The 17,331-nt window shown below is 67.4% G+C and carries 16 protein-coding genes, 1 tRNA gene and 3 pseudogenes; 12 read left to right on the top strand and 8 right to left on the bottom strand.

The window, feature by feature from the left end:
- Position 1 precedes the first annotated feature (1 nt).
- The 3 genes from C7T91_RS13730 to C7T91_RS13720 are packed head-to-tail and all read right to left on the bottom strand — an operon-like array spanning position 2 to position 3,534.
- Entirely contained in the window at positions 2–1,132 is a 1,131-nt protein-coding gene (locus C7T91_RS13730; RefSeq protein WP_108259734.1) for a carbohydrate ABC transporter permease, read from the bottom strand.
- Positions 1,132–2,124, bottom strand: coding sequence for a carbohydrate ABC transporter permease (locus tag C7T91_RS13725; RefSeq protein WP_108259733.1), 993 nt, complete (start codon positions 2,122–2,124; stop codon positions 1,132–1,134). The genes C7T91_RS13730 and C7T91_RS13725 overlap by 1 nt, the downstream gene beginning before the upstream one ends.
- Before the next feature lie 60 nt (positions 2,125–2,184).
- Complete coding sequence (locus C7T91_RS13720; protein ID WP_108259732.1) at positions 2,185–3,534, bottom strand: ABC transporter substrate-binding protein; 1,350 nt, start codon at positions 3,532–3,534, stop codon at positions 2,185–2,187.
- Between the two features lie 237 nt (positions 3,535–3,771).
- Here C7T91_RS13720 and C7T91_RS13715 point away from each other — a divergent pair, with 237 nt between their 5' ends.
- The 4 genes and pseudogenes from C7T91_RS13715 to C7T91_RS13700 all read left to right on the top strand — a co-directional run bounded on the left by C7T91_RS13715 (position 3,772) and on the right by C7T91_RS13700 (position 7,600).
- Positions 3,772–4,752 carry a LacI family DNA-binding transcriptional regulator gene (locus C7T91_RS13715; RefSeq protein ID WP_161555890.1) on the top strand — a complete coding sequence of 327 codons (981 nt, stop codon included), beginning with the start codon at positions 3,772–3,774 and terminating at the stop codon, positions 4,750–4,752.
- A gap of 51 nt (positions 4,753–4,803) precedes the next feature.
- Complete coding sequence (locus C7T91_RS13710) at positions 4,804–5,745, top strand: AEC family transporter (RefSeq protein WP_108259730.1); 942 nt, start codon at positions 4,804–4,806, stop codon at positions 5,743–5,745.
- 95 nt (positions 5,746–5,840) lie between these two features.
- A pseudogene (locus C7T91_RS13705) lies at positions 5,841–6,161 on the top strand (cytochrome b); the annotation flags it as partial.
- A pseudogene (locus tag C7T91_RS13700) lies at positions 6,154–7,600 on the top strand (replicative DNA helicase). The pseudogenes C7T91_RS13705 and C7T91_RS13700, both read left to right, overlap by 8 nt.
- Positions 7,601–7,765: 165 nt before the next feature.
- Here C7T91_RS13700 and C7T91_RS13695 read toward each other — a convergent pair.
- Entirely contained in the window at positions 7,766–8,956 is a 1,191-nt protein-coding gene (locus tag C7T91_RS13695) for a cytochrome P450 (RefSeq protein ID WP_108259728.1), read from the bottom strand.
- A 77-nt stretch (positions 8,957–9,033) separates the two neighbouring features.
- On the opposite strand from C7T91_RS13695, the gene C7T91_RS13690 reads away from it, so the two are divergent.
- Complete coding sequence (locus tag C7T91_RS13690) at positions 9,034–9,780, top strand: cache domain-containing protein (RefSeq protein ID WP_108259727.1); 747 nt, start codon at positions 9,034–9,036, stop codon at positions 9,778–9,780.
- Here the strand turns inward: C7T91_RS13690 and C7T91_RS13685 are convergent.
- On the bottom strand, positions 9,759–10,877 hold the full coding sequence (locus C7T91_RS13685) for a hypothetical protein (protein ID WP_108259726.1): 1,119 nt from the start codon (positions 10,875–10,877) through the stop codon (positions 9,759–9,761). The two genes, C7T91_RS13690 and C7T91_RS13685, sit on opposite strands and share 22 nt — an antisense overlap.
- A gap of 91 nt (positions 10,878–10,968) precedes the next feature.
- On the opposite strand from C7T91_RS13685, the pseudogene C7T91_RS13680 reads away from it, so the two are divergent.
- Positions 10,969–12,144, top strand: a pseudogene (locus C7T91_RS13680) (carboxypeptidase M32); the annotation flags it as partial.
- A 65-nt stretch (positions 12,145–12,209) separates the two neighbouring features.
- Here the strand turns inward: C7T91_RS13680 and C7T91_RS13675 are convergent.
- On the bottom strand, positions 12,210–12,602 hold the full coding sequence (locus C7T91_RS13675; protein ID WP_108259724.1) for a ketosteroid isomerase-related protein: 393 nt from the start codon (positions 12,600–12,602) through the stop codon (positions 12,210–12,212).
- Positions 12,603–12,871: 269 nt separating this feature from the next.
- Positions 12,872–13,738, bottom strand: coding sequence for a 5'-nucleotidase, lipoprotein e(P4) family (locus C7T91_RS13670; protein WP_108259723.1), 867 nt, complete (start codon positions 13,736–13,738; stop codon positions 12,872–12,874).
- A gap of 400 nt (positions 13,739–14,138) precedes the next feature.
- On the opposite strand from C7T91_RS13670, the gene infA reads away from it, so the two are divergent.
- From infA to C7T91_RS13645, 5 genes are all read left to right on the top strand, one after another.
- Positions 14,139–14,357: a translation initiation factor IF-1 gene (gene infA / locus C7T91_RS13665; RefSeq protein WP_011455993.1), complete on the top strand. Its 219-nt coding sequence runs from the start codon at positions 14,139–14,141 to the stop codon at positions 14,355–14,357.
- 9 nt (positions 14,358–14,366) lie between these two features.
- Positions 14,367–14,945 (top strand): Maf family protein, encoded by a 579-nt coding sequence (locus C7T91_RS13660; RefSeq protein ID WP_108259722.1) that lies wholly within the window; start codon positions 14,367–14,369, stop codon positions 14,943–14,945.
- Positions 14,942–15,973, top strand: coding sequence for a ribonuclease E/G (locus C7T91_RS13655; RefSeq protein WP_108259721.1), 1,032 nt, complete (start codon positions 14,942–14,944; stop codon positions 15,971–15,973). The genes C7T91_RS13660 and C7T91_RS13655 overlap by 4 nt, the downstream gene beginning before the upstream one ends.
- Complete coding sequence (locus C7T91_RS13650; protein WP_108259720.1) at positions 15,970–16,137, top strand: DNA gyrase inhibitor YacG; 168 nt, start codon at positions 15,970–15,972, stop codon at positions 16,135–16,137. The genes C7T91_RS13655 and C7T91_RS13650 overlap by 4 nt, the downstream gene beginning before the upstream one ends.
- An 88-nt stretch (positions 16,138–16,225) precedes the next feature.
- Positions 16,226–16,300: transfer RNA gene (locus C7T91_RS13645), tRNA-Phe, on the top strand.
- A 50-nt stretch (positions 16,301–16,350) separates the two neighbouring features.
- Here C7T91_RS13645 and C7T91_RS13640 read toward each other — a convergent pair.
- Positions 16,351–16,686 (bottom strand): tyrosine-type recombinase/integrase, encoded by a 336-nt coding sequence (locus tag C7T91_RS13640; protein ID WP_108259719.1) that lies wholly within the window; start codon positions 16,684–16,686, stop codon positions 16,351–16,353.
- A gap of 47 nt (positions 16,687–16,733) precedes the next feature.
- Here C7T91_RS13640 and C7T91_RS35695 point away from each other — a divergent pair, with 47 nt between their 5' ends.
- Positions 16,734–17,252, top strand: coding sequence for an ATP-dependent nuclease (locus tag C7T91_RS35695; protein ID WP_236638227.1), 519 nt, complete (start codon positions 16,734–16,736; stop codon positions 17,250–17,252).
- Positions 17,253–17,331 lie beyond the last annotated feature (79 nt).

Raw genomic sequence — 17,331 nt, 5'->3', positions numbered from 1 at the left:
GTTACTTCACCGAGCCGGCAAGCAGCCCGCGGACAAGGTATTTCTGCATGGCGAAGAAAACCACCAAGGGGACGGCAATCGACAGGAATGCCGCGGCTGTCAGGATTTCCCAGTTGCCGCCGCGCGAGCCCAGGAGCTCGACGATGCGGCCGGTCATCACCAGCTGGCTGTCGGAGGTGCCGAGGAAGACCTTGGCCACCAGAAGGTCGTTCCAAGTCCAGAGAAACTGGAAGATCGCGAAGCTTGCCAGCGCGGGAAAACTCAATGGCAGCACGATCTTGCGGAAGATCTGGAAGTCGGTGGCGCCATCGACGCGGGCGCCCTCGATGATGTCCTTCGGCAGGCCGACCATGTAGTTGCGCAAGAGGTAGATCGCCAGCGGCAGGCCGAAGCCGGTATGCGCCAGCCAAATGCCGAAATAGCCCTTGCCGAGGCCGATTGCATTGTGGAACCGCAGCAGCGGGATCAAGGAAAGTTGAAGCGGCACGACCAGCAGGCCGACCACGCAGGCGATCAGCAGCGCGCGCCCGGGAAACTGCATCCAGGCGAGCGCATAGGCGGCGAAGGCGGCGACGAGGATCGGGATCACCGTCGCCGGGATGGTCACGGTGAAGGTGTTGAGGAAGGCGCGGCCGATGCCCTCGGCGCCGACCACCGTCGCGTAGTTGTCGGTGGTGAAGCGCGGCGGCACCAGCGACTGGACATAGATGCGCTGGCCGCGGCTGCCGGTCATCTCGGCCGAGGCGCTCAGCAGGTAGCTGCCGTCTTCCTCGACCGCCAGCGTCTCGCCGTCGCCGAGATCGGCCGTTTCGCCCGGCCCGAAAGCGGCCGGCGCGCGCGAGGAGGTGCCCCAGGAGGCAACCCGGCCCTCGCCCCTTTCGAAGACATTGCCGCGGATCACCCAGAGATTGCCCTCGCGCGCCTGCGCCTCGGGGCTGTCGGTGCGGGCAGCGATCGTCTGTTCCGAGGCCGCGAGCGAAGTCCACCAGCCGGTGGCGGCAAGCTGGTCCTTGTCGCGGAAGGACGAAACCAGCAGGCCGAAGGTCGGCACGGTCCAGAGCACGACAAGCACGACCACGGCGATATGCACGGCCCAGGTCAGCGCCGCCTTCTGTCCGGCATGGCCTTCCATCAGTTGCCCTCCTTGCGCGCGTTGCGGATGTTCCAGACCATGATCGGCGTGACGGCCAGCATCAGGATGACGGCAATCGCCGAGCCGCGGCCGAAATCGCCCGCCCGGAACGACCAGTCATACATCATGTTGGCCAGCACCTGGCTGCCCCACTGGCCGTTGGTCATGGCGAAGACAATGTCGAAGATCTTCAGCACCAGGATGGTGATCGTCGTCCAGACGACGGCGATGGTGCCCCAGATCTGCGGGATCTTGATGCGCCAGAAGATCTGGAGCGGCGAGGCGCCGTCGAGGATCGCGGCCTCGATGGTCTCTTCGGGAATGCCGCGCAGCGCCGCCGAGAGGATCACCATGGCAAAGCCGGTCTGGATCCAGACGAGGATGATCATCAGGAAGAAGTTGTTCCAGAAAGGCACGGTGATCCAGGCGACCGGATCGCCGCCCAAGCCCACCACGATGGCGTTGAGCAGGCCGATCTGCTCCTGGTCGGCGCCGCGGTAGTCATAGACGAACTTCCAGATCACGGCGGCACCGACGAAGCTGATCGCCATCGGCATGAAGATCAGCGATTTGGCGAGGTTGCCCCATCTGATCCGGTCGGTCAGCGCGGCGGCAACCAGCCCGAAGAAGGTCGCCATCGCGGGGACGAAGACCAGCCACAGGAGGTTGTTGCGGACGCTTTCGAGGAATTTCGCGTCGCCGAACAGCCACACGTAATTGTCGAGACCGACGAAGTCCCGGCCGCCGCTGCCGTGCAGCGACAGCCAGAGCGAATTGAAGACCGGATAGACCAGGTAGAGCCCGAGCACGATCATCGACGGGCCGAGGAAGAGCCAGGGCCGGATCGCGTTGGCCTTGCGGACATTGGCCGCCGCCTTCGGCCCTTTCATCGGCAGGGCGCGGTCGAGCAGCGCATTCGAGCCCCAGAAATAGGCGACGCACAGGAACACCCCGACGACGATGGTCGCGGCGGCATAGAGGATCTGGCCCATGGCTGGCGCTCCGTTCCAGTGAAGGGGAGGCCCCGGATCAGGTCCGGGGCCGGACAGGGCTCATTTGATGCCGTCCCATGTGGCCTGGATGGCGGAGGCGACCTCGGCGGCATCGGCGCCGCCGGCATAATCCACCATGCCGGTCCAGAACACGCCCGCGCCGACCGCGGCCGGCATGATGTCGGAGCCGTCGAAGCGGAACGTGTCGGCGCCGCGCAGGATCTCGGCCATCTTGCCCATGGTCGGATCGCCGTAGAGCTCGGCATTGGTGCCCAGATGGGCGGAGATGAAGGCGCGCTGCGCCATCCAGATCTCGTGCGCGATCGGGTTCTGGATGAACTCTACGAAGGCGCGCGCGCCGGGGCTGTCCTTGGTCATCGACACCAGCGTGCCCGCGCCCAGCACCGGATTGCCCAGATCCTTGTCGGCATAGGACGGGAAGTAGAAGAAATCCGCGTCCTCGCCCACGACCGTGCCTTCGGGGAAGAAGGACGGGATGAAGGAGGCCTGGCGGTGCAGGTAGCATTGCGGCGGAATGGCGAAGAGCCCCTTGGGACTGTCGCGGAAATCGGTCGAGGCCACCGCGCCGGTGCCGCCCGCGACGAAGTCGTCGTTGCGCGCGAACCAGCCGAATTCCTCGATCGCGGCGATCACCTTCGGATCGTCGAAGGGCATTTGGTTGGCCACCCAGTCGTCATAAACCTCCGGCGGATACATCCGCAGCATCAGATCCTCGACCCAGTCGGTCGCGGGCCAGCCGGTCGCGCCGCCCGAGCCCAGCCCGATGCACCAGGGCGTCTCGCCCTCGTCGACGATCTCCTGGGTCATCGCCTTGAGGTCTTCCATCGTTCCGGGGATCTCGAGCCCCAGATCCTCGAAATTCTCGGGCACGTACCAGACCAGCGATTTAAGGTCGACGCGGTAGAAGATGCCGTAGAGCGCATCCGAGCCGTCCTGGCCGGGGAAGGTCGCGAGATCGACCCAGCTCTGCCCGGCGGCATAGTTTTCCGCCACCCAGTCGGCAGTCGCCTGCGGCAGCGGCACGAGGAAGCCCTTGGCGGCGAGATCGGCGGCGAGGCCCGGCTGCGGAAAGATGGCGATGTCGGGCGGCGAGCCCGCGGCGGTGTCGATGACGATCTGCTGCTCGAAGCTGTCGGAACCGTTGTACTGGACATCCGCCCCTGTCGCGGCCTCGAAATAGGCCACCACGGTCTCGAAATAGTCGCGCTCCTGCGACAGCCAGGGCCCGGCGACGGTGATCACCTGGCCGCTCAGATCGGTGGATTTCAGTGCCTCGTAGGCGTCCCAGTGGAAACCGCCCTCGCCGGGCGGAAACGGCAGGTCCTGGGCAGTAGCAATGGACGACAGACAGACCAGCGCAAGCGCGCTGCTGCCAAGAATCCGTGACATATGGCGACCCTCCCAAGTCGGTTGTTCCGCAGCTGCGATCCTGTCCGCTCCCCGCGCCGCGATGGTCCGAAGGCTTTCAAAACGCCTTGGCCAATGCAACACTTAGATGAGTCGCCTTGCATGTCAAACCGCGCTTGCGGGGGGTGGGCATTTTTTTTACGGTCTGAAGAAATGGACTCGGTCCGGGCGGAGGAGCCCGGACGCGACCTTGCGCTCTTTGGGAGGAGAGACGCGGAAATGAGCATATCCCTCAAGCAGCTGTCGCTGCTCCTGGGGTTGTCGCAGACCACGGTGAGCCGCGCGCTGAACGGCTATCCGGAGGTCAGCGAGGCCACGAGGCAGCGGGTCATCGACGCCGCGCAGCGCCATGCCTACATGCCCAATCCGCGGGCGCGCAGCCTGGCGACGGGGCGCGCCATGGCGATCGGCCATGTGCTGCCGATCGCGGAAAGTTCCGACATGGCGAATCCGGTCTTCGCGGATTTCCTGGCGGGCGCGGGCGCGGTCTATACGCGGCGCGGCTACGGCGTGCACCTGTCCTTCTCCGAACCGGGACGGGAGGCCGAGCACTACCGCTGGCTGACCCGGCAGCGGATGGTCGATGCGGTGGTGCTGCATGCGCCGCGCGAGGCGGACGAGCGGGCCGAGGCGCTGGCCGGGCTGGAGCTGGTCTGGGGCGTGCACGGCATGCTGGGCGGCCGCCGCGAGGGCTACAATTTCGTCGAGCTGGACAACCGCGCCGCAGCGGAGCTGGCGACGCGCCATCTGGCCGGGCTGGGCCATTCCCGCATCGCCTTCCTCAACGCCCCCAAGGGGCTGAATTTTGCGCGGCAGCGCGAGGCGGGCTTCCTGTCGGTGATGGAAGCGCAGGGCCTGGTGCCGAACCGGCTGTGGATGCTCGACGGCGAGATGACCGAGGAATGCGGCTACCGCACGGCGCGGCGGCTCTGCGCGCAGCCGGTGCAGCCGACCGCCTTCCTCGCCGGGTCGATGCTGGTGGCGATCGGCATCCACCGCGCGGTGCTGGAGGCCGGGCTGTCGGTGCCGGGCGACGTGTCCATCGCCACCCATGACGACGTGCTGTCCTTCGTGCCGAACGGCGATCCGCCCCCAGAGCCGCCGCCCGCCGCGCCCCGCCATCGACGCCGCCCGCCGGGGGATGCTACCGATGGCTCGATGACGGGGTGCGGCCCCGCCCTGCCTGACGAGTTCCGATGACCCTGCCCCCCGCTGCGGCGCGCTGCCTCCGGCCGGAAAGGCCGTCCTGACATGCTGGACGTCTTCCTGCTGGCCGTTCCCCTCTACCTGCTGATCGCCGGCGGCTTCGCCGCGGTGCGGTCGGGCTACCTGCCCCCCGAAAACCTGGGCGGCGTCGGGCAGTTCGCGCTGAAGGTCTGCCTGCCGGTCCTGATCTTCGCCGCGGTGTCGAAACCCGGCGAGCTGAGGCTGCTGAACTGGAGCTTCGTCGCGGGCTATTCCGCCGCCTCCTTCCTCGTGATCGGCACGATGACCCAGGTGATGCGCCGGATCTACGGCCACCCGCCGGGACGGTCGATCATCCTCGGGCTCGGCTGCGGCAGCTCGAACAGCGCCTTCTTCGGCCTGCCGGTCGCGGCGATCGCGCTGGGGCCCGACCAGGCGGCGACGATCTTCGCCTGGATCCTGCTGGCCGAGAACATGGTGGTGATCCCGTTCTGCGTCTCGCTCGCCGAAAGCGCCGACCAGCGCGAGGGCAGCTTCCTCGCCTCGCTGCGCGGCGTGCTGGCGGGGATGGCGCGCTCGCCGCTGATGATCGCGCTGGTCGCCGGGCTCGCCGTGTCCGTGACCGGGCTGGAGCCGCCAGCGCCGATCGCGCGGACCATGGCGATGATCGTCTCGGCGGCGCCCGTGCTGTCCCTGATGCTGGTCGGCGGCTTCATCGCCCATGAAAGCGTGCGCGGCGCCGGCGTGCCGGTCGCGGCGATCACCTTCGCCAAGCTGCTCCTGCACCCGCTGGCCGCCTATCTCGTGCTGTCGGCGCTGCCCGGGCTGGACCATGCGACGGTGATCGGCGGCATGCTCTATGCCGGAGTGCCGATGTTCACCATCTACACGCTCTTCGCCGCCCGCCATGGCGGCGAGACCCTCGCTTCGGCGGCGCAGGTGATGGCGACGGCGGCCTCGCTCGTGACAATCAACTTCCTGCTTTTCCTCGCGATTTCTTCTCTCTGAGCGGAAATGCAGACTGCCCGTGCGCAGAGCGCGGATTGGGCGGCCGTCCGATCCGCGCTACCCAGAGATGTACCCAGACCTCCCGGAGCCCTCCCATGTCCGATTCTCCGCTGCGCAACACGCGCGACCGCTATGGCAGCGTCGCCAAGAGCTTCCACTGGCTGACCGCGCTCTTGATCCTGTCGCTCTGGCCGCTCGGCCTGATCGCCCATGAATGGCCCTATGGCACGGCAGACGAGCTGGCCGTCAAGGCGGTGCTGTTCTCGGTCCACAAAACGTTGGGCGTGGCCGTGTTCTTCGTCGCGCTCGCCCGCATCCTCTGGGCCCTGTCCCAGCCGAAGCCGGGGCTGCTGCACCCGGGACGCAAGCTCGAGAGCTTCGCCGCCGAAACCGTGCACTGGGCATTCCATCGAAGCCGAACAGCAGCTTCTGGGCGCGATCCTGACCAATGACCGGGTCTTCGACCGCGTGGCGTCGATCCTGAAATCGGACCATTTCTACGACCCGGTGCACGGGCGGATCTTCGAGGTGGCGGCCAGCCGCTTCGCCAAGAACGCGCTGGTCAGCCCGGTGACGCTGGGCGCCTTCCTGGAGGACGATCCGGGGCTGCGCGAACTCGGCGGACCGGCCTATCTGGCGCGGCTGGCGGGCGCGGCGATCTCGACTTTCGCGGCGTCGGACTATGCGCAGCTGATCCACGACATGTACATGCGCCGCCAGCTGATGCAGCTCGGCCGGGACATTTCCGAACGGGCGCGCCGCGTCGATACCGACAGCGAACCGAAGGACCAGATCGTCCAGGCCGAGCAGGCGCTCTATGCGATGGGCGAACAGGGCCAGGCCTCGAAAGGCNTTCACGTCGTTCCTGCGCGCGGTGACCGAGGCGGTGAACGTCGCCAATGCCGCCTACCAGCGCGACGGCGGGCTGGCGGGCATCTCCACCGGGCTCGACGATCTCGACAAGAAGCTCGGCGGCCTGCACCGCTCGGACTTGCTGATCCTCGCCGGGCGTCCGTCGATGGGCAAGACCTCGCTGGCGACCAACATCGCCTTCAACGTCGCCAAGGCCTACAAGAAGGGCACCCTGACCGACGGCTCCGAAGGCGCGGTCAATGGCGGCGTCGTGGGCTTCTACAGCCTCGAGATGTCGGCCGAGCAGCTGGCGGCGCGGGTCCTCTCGGAAGCCTCCGAGGTGCCGTCGGAACAGATCCGCCGCGGCGACATGACCGAGGCCGAGTTCCGCCGCTTCGTCGAAGCCGCGAAGACGCTGGAATCCTGCCCGCTCTATATCGACGACACGCCCGCCCTGCCGATCTCGCAGCTCGCGGCCCGCGCGCGGCGGCTGAAGCGGACCCACGGGCTCGACGTGCTCTTCGTCGACTACCTTCAGCTGGTCCGCCCTGCCTCCGCCAAGGACAGCAGGGTGAACGAGGTCTCGGAGATCACGCAGGGCCTGAAGGCGATCGCCAAGGAACTGAACATCCCGGTGATCGCCCTGTCGCAGCTGTCGCGCCAGGTGGAGAACCGCGAGGACAAGCGCCCGCAGCTTTCCGACCTCCGGGAATCCGGCTCGATCGAACAGGATGCCGACGCCGTGATGTTCGTGTACCGCGAGGAGTACTACAAGGAACGCGAGAAGCCGGCAGACGACAATCTCGAAGCCATGGCAAAGTGGCAGGAGACGATGGAGCGCTGCCACGGCAAGGCCGAAGTGATCCTCGGCAAGCAGCGCCACGGGCCGATCGGCACGGTGGAGCTGAGCTTCGAGGGCCGCTTCACCCGCTTCGGCAACCTCATCAAACCATGGCGCGGTAGCGCGTCGCTGACTTCCTCGGCGCTTTGCGCGCCGATCTGACCCATGTCGTTCATGGTTCCTGCCTCATTGTCACCCGTGCCGGGCGGGATAGCCCCATGCGCCTGTGAGGCGCAAGGCGGATATCCTGTGGATAAGATTGTATAACTGCTCGCGTCCAGATTAGGGGGCTGGCCGGATTCTGTCCACAAGGGATTGTGGGCGGCTTTATGCCGTCCCCTGCGTGACCATCAGCCGCCCCAGCCCGCGGAAGTGATAGGTCGGCGCGAAAACCGGCGGTTCGGCCAGCGCGAGTCCCGGACAGCGGGCGAAGAGCACCCTGAGCGCGATCTGCAGTTCCAGCCGCGCCAGCGGCGCGCCGAGGCAGAAATGAACGCCCGCGCCGAAGGAGGTCAGTGCCTTGCTGGCGCGTCCGGGGCGGAAGGCGGCCGGGTCCGGGAACACGGCCGGGTCGCGGTTGGCGGCGCCGAGAAGGCAGGCGACCTGCTGGCCCGGGGCGAATCGTTCGCCCGCCACTTCGGTCGCGACCTGCGCGTAGCGGGTGAAGAGATGCAGCGGCGGGTCGAGCCGCAGCGCCTCTTCGGCACTGGCCGCCACCGCCTCCGGTCCCGCCAGCGATGCCGCGTCCGCTTCGGCCAGCAGGAGCTTCACCGCATTGCCGATCGAATGCACCGTTGCCTCGTGCCCGGCATTCAGGAGCAGTACGCAGGTCCCCAGAACTTCGTCCGCACTTAGCCGCCCGGCTTCAGCCTCGGCTTTCAGCGCCTGGGCCAGATCGCCGTCGGCACGTGCCGCCTTCGCCGCAAGCGACGCCTCGAGATGTGCCGCGAACTCCGCCGAGGCGCGTTCCGCCGCCGCGGAGTCCTCCGCGCCCGGCGCCTGGGTGTAGAGCCGCACCATCGCATGCGACCAGTCGAGGAGCCGTGGCGCCAGCGAGACCGGCTCGCCCAGCATCTCGGCAATGACGGTGACCGGGATCGGCGTGCAATAGGCCGCGATCAGGTCGAAGGGCCCGTCCGGGAAGCCGTCGATCAGCCGGTGGCAGAGCGCCTCGATCTGTTCGGCCATCGCCTGCACGCGGGCATTGGTGAAGGCGGTCACGACCGACCGGCGCAGCACCGGATGGCGCGGCGCCTCGTTCGACAGCATCGAGGCCTCCTCCAGCCGCCGGAAGGCGGGCAGGCTGTCCCAGGGCGTTGCCGCTTCGTGCCCGGCGGGCGGCAGCCGGGCGAAATCGCGGCTGCGCAGGATCGCCTGCACCGCGTCATGCGACACGGCGGCGGCCATGCCGTACTCTTCCCACATCACGATGCTGCCGAGGGCGCGCATCGCCTCGTAGGCGGGATAGGGGTCCTGGACGAAGGCGGGATCGGCGGGCGGCTGGCGGAAGGTCTGCATGTCCTTCCGATAGGCCAGGCTCAGCGGCTTGCCAAGCGGGCCTTGGCCCGGCGGCGGGGGCGGCCTATGGTCCGGGCATGACGCTGATCCGCCGCCGCCTGCTGCTGTTCCTCCTCGTGCTCTGCGGCTCGGCCGCGGTCGGGCTCGCCGCCTGGCAGCTCAGCTGGTCGGCCGCGCTGCGCCTCGTCGCCGCCCGGGCCGAGACCGATCTGACCCAGACCTCGGAACGGCTGATCGCCCAGCTGCAGAGCTACCGCGAACTGGCGGTCCTGCTGTCGGACCATCCGGAGGTCGAGGCGCTCTTGCGCCCGGGCTTCGCCGCGCTCGGCCAGACGCTGCAGGAGGTCACGCTGCGCGAGGCCGAAGAGCTGCTGCAATCCATCGCCGACAAGACCGGGGCGCTCAGGATCGGGGTCTACCGCCGGGACGGCCATGTCACCGCGCGCAGCGACCAGAACCGCAGCGAAACGCTGCCGCTCTTGTGGCAGGAGGCGGCGGAGCGGGCCTTCCAGGGGGCGCTTGGCCTCGTCACCGGCGTCGATCCCGAGGCCGGACGGCGCAGCTTCGCCTTCGCCTCGCCGGTCTTCGGCCAGCGCGGCGCGGCGCCGACCGGCGTTCTGGTCGTGGCGGTCGATCTGGAGGCGATCGAGGCCGAGTGGCCCGGGGGCGGGGCTTGCCATGGCCGAGCTGGTGCTGCTCTCGGCGATGATCTGCCGCGACTGGATGCTCAGGCCCGCAGGCGCGCGGCCGCGGCCCTTCGCGCGGCTGACGCTGCGCTCGGAGCCGCCGCTCTCGGTGACGCTCAGTCCGCGCCGCCGAAGTGACGGGTCATGAGCGCGACCAGCGCGGGGTCCTTCTCCATTTCGTCGGGGAAGCGGAACCGGTTCTTCTTCCAGCCGGTGGAGCAGGCGCGGCAATGCGCAAGCCGGAACGTGCTTTGCATGGTGAAGAGGTTCTGGGAAATCCCGCCGATCTGGTGGACCGCCCAGCCGAACAGGCGGCTCATCGGCCCGCGCGGCGCCATGCACCATTTGCGGTTGCACTTGCGGTCGGGAACCGCGCGCCAGACATGGGCCTGCTGCGGCGCCGGGCCTTCGGTGGTCTCGGCGGGATAGACCCAGGAGCCCTGGATCGTCACCATCCCCGCGGGATGCGCCGCCGCCATGTCGAAGACGGATTTTCCTTCCGGACCCAGCACCAGCTCGTCGATGTCGATCGACAGCACCGCGCGGGTCCGGTCGAGCGCATCGCGCCGTGCCAGGTTCAGCATCGCCGACTGGAAGAAGCGCGGGCTGACATCGAAGCGCCCGGACTTGTCCGCGGGGCCGTAGGGGAAGGGCGCCGAGTAGATCACCGCGTGCTTCAGGCCGCTGCCGCGGAGGGCGGCGGCAATATCCTCGGGCGCGTAGTCGGTCGAGCCGTTGTCGAACAGCGCCATGGCCTGGGCGCCATGGTCGGTCGCGTGGAACCTGGCCCAGTTGGCGATCCAGTCGAGCCGGTTGTTCTTCGACACCGCCACCAGCGCGTTCATCCCGGCGAAGTCCTCCGCCAGCCCTTTGCGCGCCGCGATCTCGACGGTCTCGCCCGCGATGTCCAGCGTCAGGCGGCCCTCGGGCGCCTTGAGGAAGACCTGTTCGCAGCGCAGCCATTTCACCCGGCGCAGTCGGCCGACGGGCTTGCCGTCCAGCCGCAGCCCGTCGCGGAACGGTTTCCAGAGATTCAGGAAGCGCGGCGCGGTGAACAGGTAGCCGCCCTCGCGTGCGAGACGGACGCAGTCGTAGAACAGCGTCCGGTCGTCATATTCCGCGATGTAGTAGTCGCTGCGCCGTTCGGGCGGGCGGGTGTAGTCGCGGCGCAGCGGGGCGGTTTCGGGCAGCCGGAAGCCTGCGAGCGGAACGATGGTGACGTCGGTCTGGGTCATGTCATGGCCAGTCGGAGTAAGGGGACTGCATCCCGGGCGATACCACGGGCCCGGGGGGAATGTCGAAGCGCTTCTGCCGCGGGGCGGCCGGGCGCGCCTGGCCGCGGCAGGCGTTCCGTGCGGCGGGCCGGGGCGGCGTGCCGATGACTGGTCCGCCTTCCGCGACCGCTTTGCCCAGGTTGTGGCGCTGAAGCAGGAAGAGGGCCAGGCGCTGGCCCGGGGCGGCGATGTCTATGACGCGCTGCTGCAGGATTACGAGCCGGGCAGCACCGGCGCCGAAATCGCGGCGCTCTTCGACGGGCTGCGCCCGCGGCTCGTCGCCCTGCGCGAGCGCATCCTCGGCAGCGAGGTGACGCCGCCCAGGCTGTCCGGCGAATTCGCCGAGGCGGCGCAGCTTGCCCTGTCGGAAACGCTCGCGGTGACCTTCGGCTACGACCTGACCCGCGGCCGCATCGACAAGGCGGTGCATCCGTTCTCCTCGGGCTCGGGCACGGATGTGCGGATCACCACCCGCACCGATCCGGCCGATCCGTTCAACTGCTTCTACTCGACCATCCACGAGGTCGGCCACGCCACCTACGAGCAGAAGGTCGATCCGGCCTATCTGCTGACGCCGCTGGGCTCGGGCGCCTCGATGGGCGTGCATGAGAGCCAGAGCCGCATCTACGAGAACCAGCTGGGCCGCAGCCAGGCCTTCACCTCCTGGCTGTTCCACCGGATGCAGGAGAGCTTCGGCGACCTGCGGGTCGGCGGGCCGGAAGATTTCCACGCCGCCGTCAACCGCGTGCATTCGGGCTATATCCGCACCGAGGCGGACGAGGTGCACTACAACCTGCATGTCATGCTGCGCTTCGATCTGGAGCGTGCGCTGATCGAGGGCGAGCTGGCCGTCGACGACCTGCCCGGCGCCTGGAACGAGCGCTTCGCCCGGGATTTCGGCGTGGCGGTCGACCGGGCCTCGAACGGCGTGCTGCAGGACGTGCACTGGCCGGTGGGGCTGTTCGGCTATTTCCCGACCTATGCGCTGGGGAATGTCTATGCCGGCTGCCTGCACAAGGCGCTGCGCGCGGCGGTGCCGGATCTGGATGCGCAGATGGCCGAGGGCGATCTGTCGGCGGCGCTCGGCTGGCTGGCGGAGAACCTGCAGCAGCATGGCAGCCGCTACCTGCCGCGCGAGACCATCGCCCGCGCCTGCGGCTTCGAGCCGGATGCCGGGCCGCTTCTGGACTATCTGGAAGGAAAATTCGGCGCGATCTACGCGCTTTGAACAAGGCCGGGAGGGGGCGCGCCCCCTCCCGGCCCCTCCCCCGCGCCAGGCGGAGAAGGACGGTCTCAGGAGACCTGGGCGATCCAGTCCTCGAGATTGTAATAGGTCGTCACCCGCGAAATCTTGCCGTCGCGCAGGGTGAAGAACGTGCCCGCGGGCAGACGGTAGGTCTGGCCCTTGGCAGGCGGCAGCCCCTCGTCATCGGCCTTGTAGGTGCCGTTGACGGTGAATTCCGCAGCGGCGCGGTCGCCTTCGGCGAAGATCACCATGTCGGTGAGGTTTTCCGAATAGCAGCGGTCCATATGCGCGCAGAATTCGGCGAAGACATCCTTGCCCTTGCGGATGCCGCCCTGGTTGACGTGGTGCTCCACATCGTCGGTCAGCAGATCCAGCATGGTCTGGGTGTCGCCTGCATTGAAGGCTTCGTAATAGGCGGTGATGATGGCCTTGGTGCTCATGGACCCTCCGTTGGTTTCCGGTCCCTTAGGCTGCGCCGGCGCGCTCCGCAAGACCGCCGAAAGGCCCGGTTCCGCACCTGCCGGGGCATCCGCGCAGTCCGCCGCAATCCCGCGGCGCGGAATGCATCCGGGGAGGCGGTCCCGTCCAGAGGCCCTGCCGCAACGCCGCCGCCCGGGCGGGCAGCAAAACGCCCTCCCGGAAGACCGGAAGGGCGTCCTCCGTCCACGGCCCTCCCCGGCCGGACGGAAACCTGCGGTCCGGGACGGACCTATTGCGCGGGGGTCCAGGCCTCCATCGCGTCGATCTTCATCCGGCGCCGCGCGTCGCCGGAAAGCGACCAGTCGCCGCCGAAGGTCGCGGATTCCCAGGAGCCGTATTCCGGGTTCGGGAACACGATCCAGTCATGGCCGAAATGATCCATCGCCGCCTCGAGCGCCGCATCGCGTTCCTCGAGGCTGCCATCGGCCGCGTCGGAGAAATCGCCGAAATTGTCGCCCATCAGCAGGACGACGCGGTAGTTCTCTGCGACATGGGCGATGCGGTTCTCCTTTGCGGAGCCCCATTCCTCCTTGCCGCCGCGCAAAAGCACCGTGTCGACATTGCCGCCCATCGGGAAGCCGAGCGCCTCCATGTTGGCGATGGTCGCCTCCTTGCCCGGCTCCTTGCGGTTCGAGACGTAGAAGACCTTCACGCCCTTGCCGTCGGCGTAATTGGCGAAATCGACCGCGCCCGGCACCGCGCCGGAGGTCTGGCTTTCAACGTAATCGGCCCATTCCGACGAGCTGTAGCTGGTGCCGCGGACCACCAGGGACGCCTGGTAGTTGCCGTTGTCGAGCATGGTCTCGTCGAGATCGGAGATGATCGCGACCGGCAGATCCTCATAGCCCTCGCCCTGCTTGTCCGGCACGGCGGTCCAGGCGCTGTCGGCGAGCGCGGCATCGAGCTGCGCCTGCGCCATCTTGTAGAGCTGCATCACCGTCGCCTTGTACTCGACCGAGGTCTCCATCCAGACGGTTGCGTTCATCAGGTCGTTCTGCGGCACCGCCTCCTGCGCGAGGACCGGCGCGGCGGCGGGCAGCGCCAGCGCGGCGGCGAGGGCAAGGGCGGAAACGGAACGGCTGATACGCAAAGTCATCGGGCAATCCTTGGGGCTGTCGGGAATCCGGTCTGATACCGACGGAGACTGCGCAACTGTCACAAAACTGTCAAATTAACTTTGCTCCTTCCGCCGCGGCAGCCGTGCCCGCGGCTGGAAAGCAAGCCCCGTGCAACGGGTTGGCCTGCCGCCGGTCGCTGCCGCAGCAGCCGCGCGACGGCCGCATGCAGATGAATCATGTTCTGCAAACGGCGTCGAGGCCCGACTATTTCAGCAGCCTGCTAGGTCGCGGCCCCGATCAGGGATTTTGCAGGGGATTCCCGGTAACATTCGCCGCCGGAACGATTCGTGCCCTTGATTTGCACCGTGTTTCGGCGCATCTACACGCTCATTCCGGACTCAGGCCCGGAATGCCATCGTAATCAATCGTGGAGTGACCATGGCCAAGGAAGAAATGCTCGAATTTCCTGGTGTCGTGAAGGAACTCCTGCCGAATGCGACGTTCAGGGTCGAGCTGGAAAACGGCCATGAGATCATCGCACACACGGCAGGAAAGATGCGCAAGAACCGGATCCGTGTTCTTGCCGGCGACAAAGTCCAGGTGGAAATGACCCCCTACGATCTGACCAAGGGTCGGATCAACTACCGCTTCAAGTAAGGTCCAGCCTTGCGACTGATATTGGGATCGGGCTCGCCCCGGCGGCGGGAGCTGTTGTCGCAGCTCGACATCGTCCCGGACGCGATCCTTCCCCCCGACATCGACGAGGACCCGCGCGCAGGTGAACTGCCGCGGGTCTATTGCCATCGAATCGTGACCGACAAGGTTGCCGCCGTTCCGGCGGAGGCGGGGGACTTGGTGCTCTGCGCCGATACCACCGTCGCCGTCGGCCGCCGCATCCTCGGCAAGCCCGCGGATGCCGACGAGGCCCGCGCCTTCCTGCGGCTGCTGTCCGGCCGCCGCCACCGGGCGATCACCGCCGTGGCGCTGCGCCGCGACGGGGTTGTGCGCGGCCGCGTCGTCAGCAGCCAGATCCGCATGAAGCGCATCACCGAGGCCGAGATCGAGGCCTATGTCGCCAGCGGCGAATGGGAAGGCAAGGCCGGGGGCTATGCCATCCAGGGCCGCGCGGCCTCCTTCGTCGCCTGGATGGAGGGCTCCTTCACCGGCATCGTCGGTCTTCCCCTTGCCGAGACGGCGGCGCTGCTGCGCAGCTTCGGCTACCCAGTCATGGGAGTTTCCGCATGAACGGATACCAGGTTCTCCTCGGAGAATGGCGCGGCCGCCACACGGCCATCCTGCTGAAGGACGGCGTGCTCGAGGACGTGCTGGTCGCGCCCGAAGACGACCGCCCGGCGATCGGCGCGATCTACCGCGCCAGGGTCGACCGGCCGCTGAAGGGGCAGGGCGGCGTGATCCTCAGCCTCGGCGGCGGGGAAAAGGGGTATTTCCGGCAGGGCAAGGGCCTGGCTCCGGGCGAGACCCTGCTGGTGCAGGTGACCGGCTATGCCGAGCCCGGCAAGGCCGTGCCGGTGACGCCCAAGCTGCTGTTCAAGAGCCGCTATGCCATCGTCACCCCGAATGCGCCGGGGGTGAACATCTCGCGCCAGATCCGCGACGAGGAGCTGCGCGAGAAGATTGCCGCGGTGGCCCATGGCATCGAGCTGGAACCCGGCCATGGCGCGATCCTGCGATCGGCCGCGGGCGAGGCGACGGCCGAGGAGCTGGCCGACGACCTGGCCTCGATGGCCGAGCTTGCCGGGCAGGTCTGCGCCGATCTTGCAGGCGAGCCCGAACTGCTGGTCGACGGTCCCGAGCCTGCGGATCTGGCCTGGCGCGACTGGCCCGAGCCCGACGAGGTCCTCGAAGATCCGGCGGCCTTCGCGCATTTCGGGGCCGAGGAGCTGATCGAGGGCATTCTCGGGGCCCGTGCCGAGCTGGAAGGCGGGGCGTCGATCTATGTCGAGCCGACCCGCGCGCTGGTCGCGGTCGACGTCAATACCGGAGGCGACACGTCGCCGGCGGCCGGACTTAAGGCAAACATCGCGGCTGCCCGCGCCCTGCCGCGCCTGCTGCGGCTCAAGGGCCTGTCGGGACAGATCGTGCTCGACCTCGCGCCGATGCCGAAGAAGGACCGCACCCGCTGGGAGCAGGTCCTGAAGGCGGCGCTGCGCGACGATCCGGTGGAGACCGCCTTCGTCGGCTGGACGCCGCTGGGCCATGCCGAGCTGCAGCGCAAGCGCGAGCGCCTGCCGCTGCACGACATCCCGGCATGAGCTGCCCGGTCTGCGGAAAACCGGCCGATCCGCGCTACCGTCCGTTCTGCACGCGGCGCTGCGCGGATGTCGACCTGGCCCGCTGGCTGACCGGATCCTACGCGATCCCGGCGGATGACGAGCCCGATGACGATGGCGGACAGGACCTGCCGCAGCGTCATTGAAGTTTTTTTGATTTTGGCTCTGGACACCCCCGGCGACCTTGAATAGACAGCCGAAACCCGAGCGGAGGAACACACCGCTCAAGCCCGTGCCCGGGTAGCTCAGGGGTAGAGCAGTGGATTGAAAATCCTCGTGTCGGTGGTTCGATTCCGCCCCCGGGCACCACTAGTTTCTAGGCTTCTTTCGTTATCAGGCATCTGGGGTCCGAAGTGGTCTCACCTTTCAAATTTAGCCGTTCGTGGGGTGGGGCCACTCTCTTCCCCTTGTGCCGTCCGGGATAGCTTCGCCATGGCGCTGTCGGCAAGGGTCTTCTGGCTCGCCGCCCGGGTGTAGCGCGTCGCTTCCTTGCTGGTGCGGTGCCCGGTGATCGCCATTATCTCTTTCTCGGTGCAGCCTTTTTCCGCGAGCCGCGCGGCGGCAGCCTTGCGCAGGCCATGCGTGCTGCAATTCTTTAGCCCTGCCGCATCCGCCCATTTGCGCATCCGGTTGCCGAAGCCGTTCGACGTGAAGGGCTTGCCGAAGCCGCTGATCGGCGTTGTTGCAGAACCCATCGGCTTCCGGGATTCACTGGGTGAATCCGGTGGGTTAAGAACCTGCCATGACGAAGCCCGGACCTGCCCGCTACCGTACTACAAACTGGAAATCGGCCTTGTTGCACAAAGAGGCCGCATTTGCCACCCAGTTGGTCGTGAGCACCCATTCAGGCCATATCGCGCACGCTGCGGCGTTTGAGGAGCTGCGCTATTTTAAACGCGAGCTGCCTGATCACGGAGTTGTGCCCACTGCCACCGTGGCGAATATGACTGGGCTTTTTGGCGAGGATACGGAAACCCAACGCATCGTGACGCGGTATCTGCTGAGCACACATTTTGATCTATTCTTCGCCGACGCCATCGTCGTGATCGAGGGCGCCGCAGAGCGGATCCTGCTGCCACATCTGATCCAGCATCATTACCCTGACCTTGCAGTGGCTTATCTTTCCTTCCTACGGCTGGGGGGGCAGCCACGCACACCGCATGCGGCCCTTGATCGAGGCGCTGGAGGTGCCGACGCTGATCATCACCGATCTCGATGCCGCGACGAAGGTAAAAATCGAGGTCAAGAAAGGCAAAGGTAAAGGCGAAAGGAATGCCTGGAAATCGGCCCGGCCGCGCTCGGGGGCCGCTCAGGAAACCACGAACCACGCTCTGAAATCT

Source organism: Mangrovicoccus ximenensis (assembly GCF_003056725.1).
GTDB lineage: Bacteria > Pseudomonadota > Alphaproteobacteria > Rhodobacterales > Rhodobacteraceae > Mangrovicoccus > Mangrovicoccus ximenensis.
This window is presented reverse-complemented; position numbering and strand designations above follow the sequence as displayed.

Bases quoted from the DNA above. Each gene is read 5' to 3' on its own strand.
- C7T91_RS13730 (WP_108259734.1), bottom strand. From the start codon at position 1,132: ATGGAAGGCCATGCCGGACAGAAGGCGGCGCTGACCTGGGCCGTGCAT.
- C7T91_RS13725 (WP_108259733.1), bottom strand. From the start codon at position 2,124: ATGGGCCAGATCCTCTATGCCGCCGCGACCATCGTCGTCGGGGTGTTC.
- C7T91_RS13720 (WP_108259732.1), bottom strand. From the start codon at position 3,534: ATGTCACGGATTCTTGGCAGCAGCGCGCTTGCGCTGGTCTGTCTGTCG.
- C7T91_RS13715 (WP_161555890.1), top strand. From the start codon at position 3,772: ATGAGCATATCCCTCAAGCAGCTGTCGCTGCTCCTGGGGTTGTCGCAG.
- C7T91_RS13710 (WP_108259730.1), top strand. From the start codon at position 4,804: ATGCTGGACGTCTTCCTGCTGGCCGTTCCCCTCTACCTGCTGATCGCC.
- C7T91_RS13695 (WP_108259728.1), bottom strand. From the start codon at position 8,956: ATGCAGACCTTCCGCCAGCCGCCCGCCGATCCCGCCTTCGTCCAGGAC.
- C7T91_RS13690 (WP_108259727.1), top strand. From the start codon at position 9,034: ATGACGCTGATCCGCCGCCGCCTGCTGCTGTTCCTCCTCGTGCTCTGC.
- C7T91_RS13685 (WP_108259726.1), bottom strand. From the start codon at position 10,877: ATGACCCAGACCGACGTCACCATCGTTCCGCTCGCAGGCTTCCGGCTG.
- C7T91_RS13675 (WP_108259724.1), bottom strand. From the start codon at position 12,602: ATGAGCACCAAGGCCATCATCACCGCCTATTACGAAGCCTTCAATGCA.
- C7T91_RS13670 (WP_108259723.1), bottom strand. From the start codon at position 13,738: ATGACTTTGCGTATCAGCCGTTCCGTTTCCGCCCTTGCCCTCGCCGCC.
- infA (WP_011455993.1), top strand. From the start codon at position 14,139: ATGGCCAAGGAAGAAATGCTCGAATTTCCTGGTGTCGTGAAGGAACTC.
- C7T91_RS13655 (WP_108259721.1), top strand. From the start codon at position 14,942: ATGAACGGATACCAGGTTCTCCTCGGAGAATGGCGCGGCCGCCACACG.
- C7T91_RS13650 (WP_108259720.1), top strand. From the start codon at position 15,970: ATGAGCTGCCCGGTCTGCGGAAAACCGGCCGATCCGCGCTACCGTCCG.
- C7T91_RS13640 (WP_108259719.1), bottom strand. From the start codon at position 16,686: ATGGGTTCTGCAACAACGCCGATCAGCGGCTTCGGCAAGCCCTTCACG.
- C7T91_RS35695 (WP_236638227.1), top strand. From the start codon at position 16,734: ATGACGAAGCCCGGACCTGCCCGCTACCGTACTACAAACTGGAAATCG.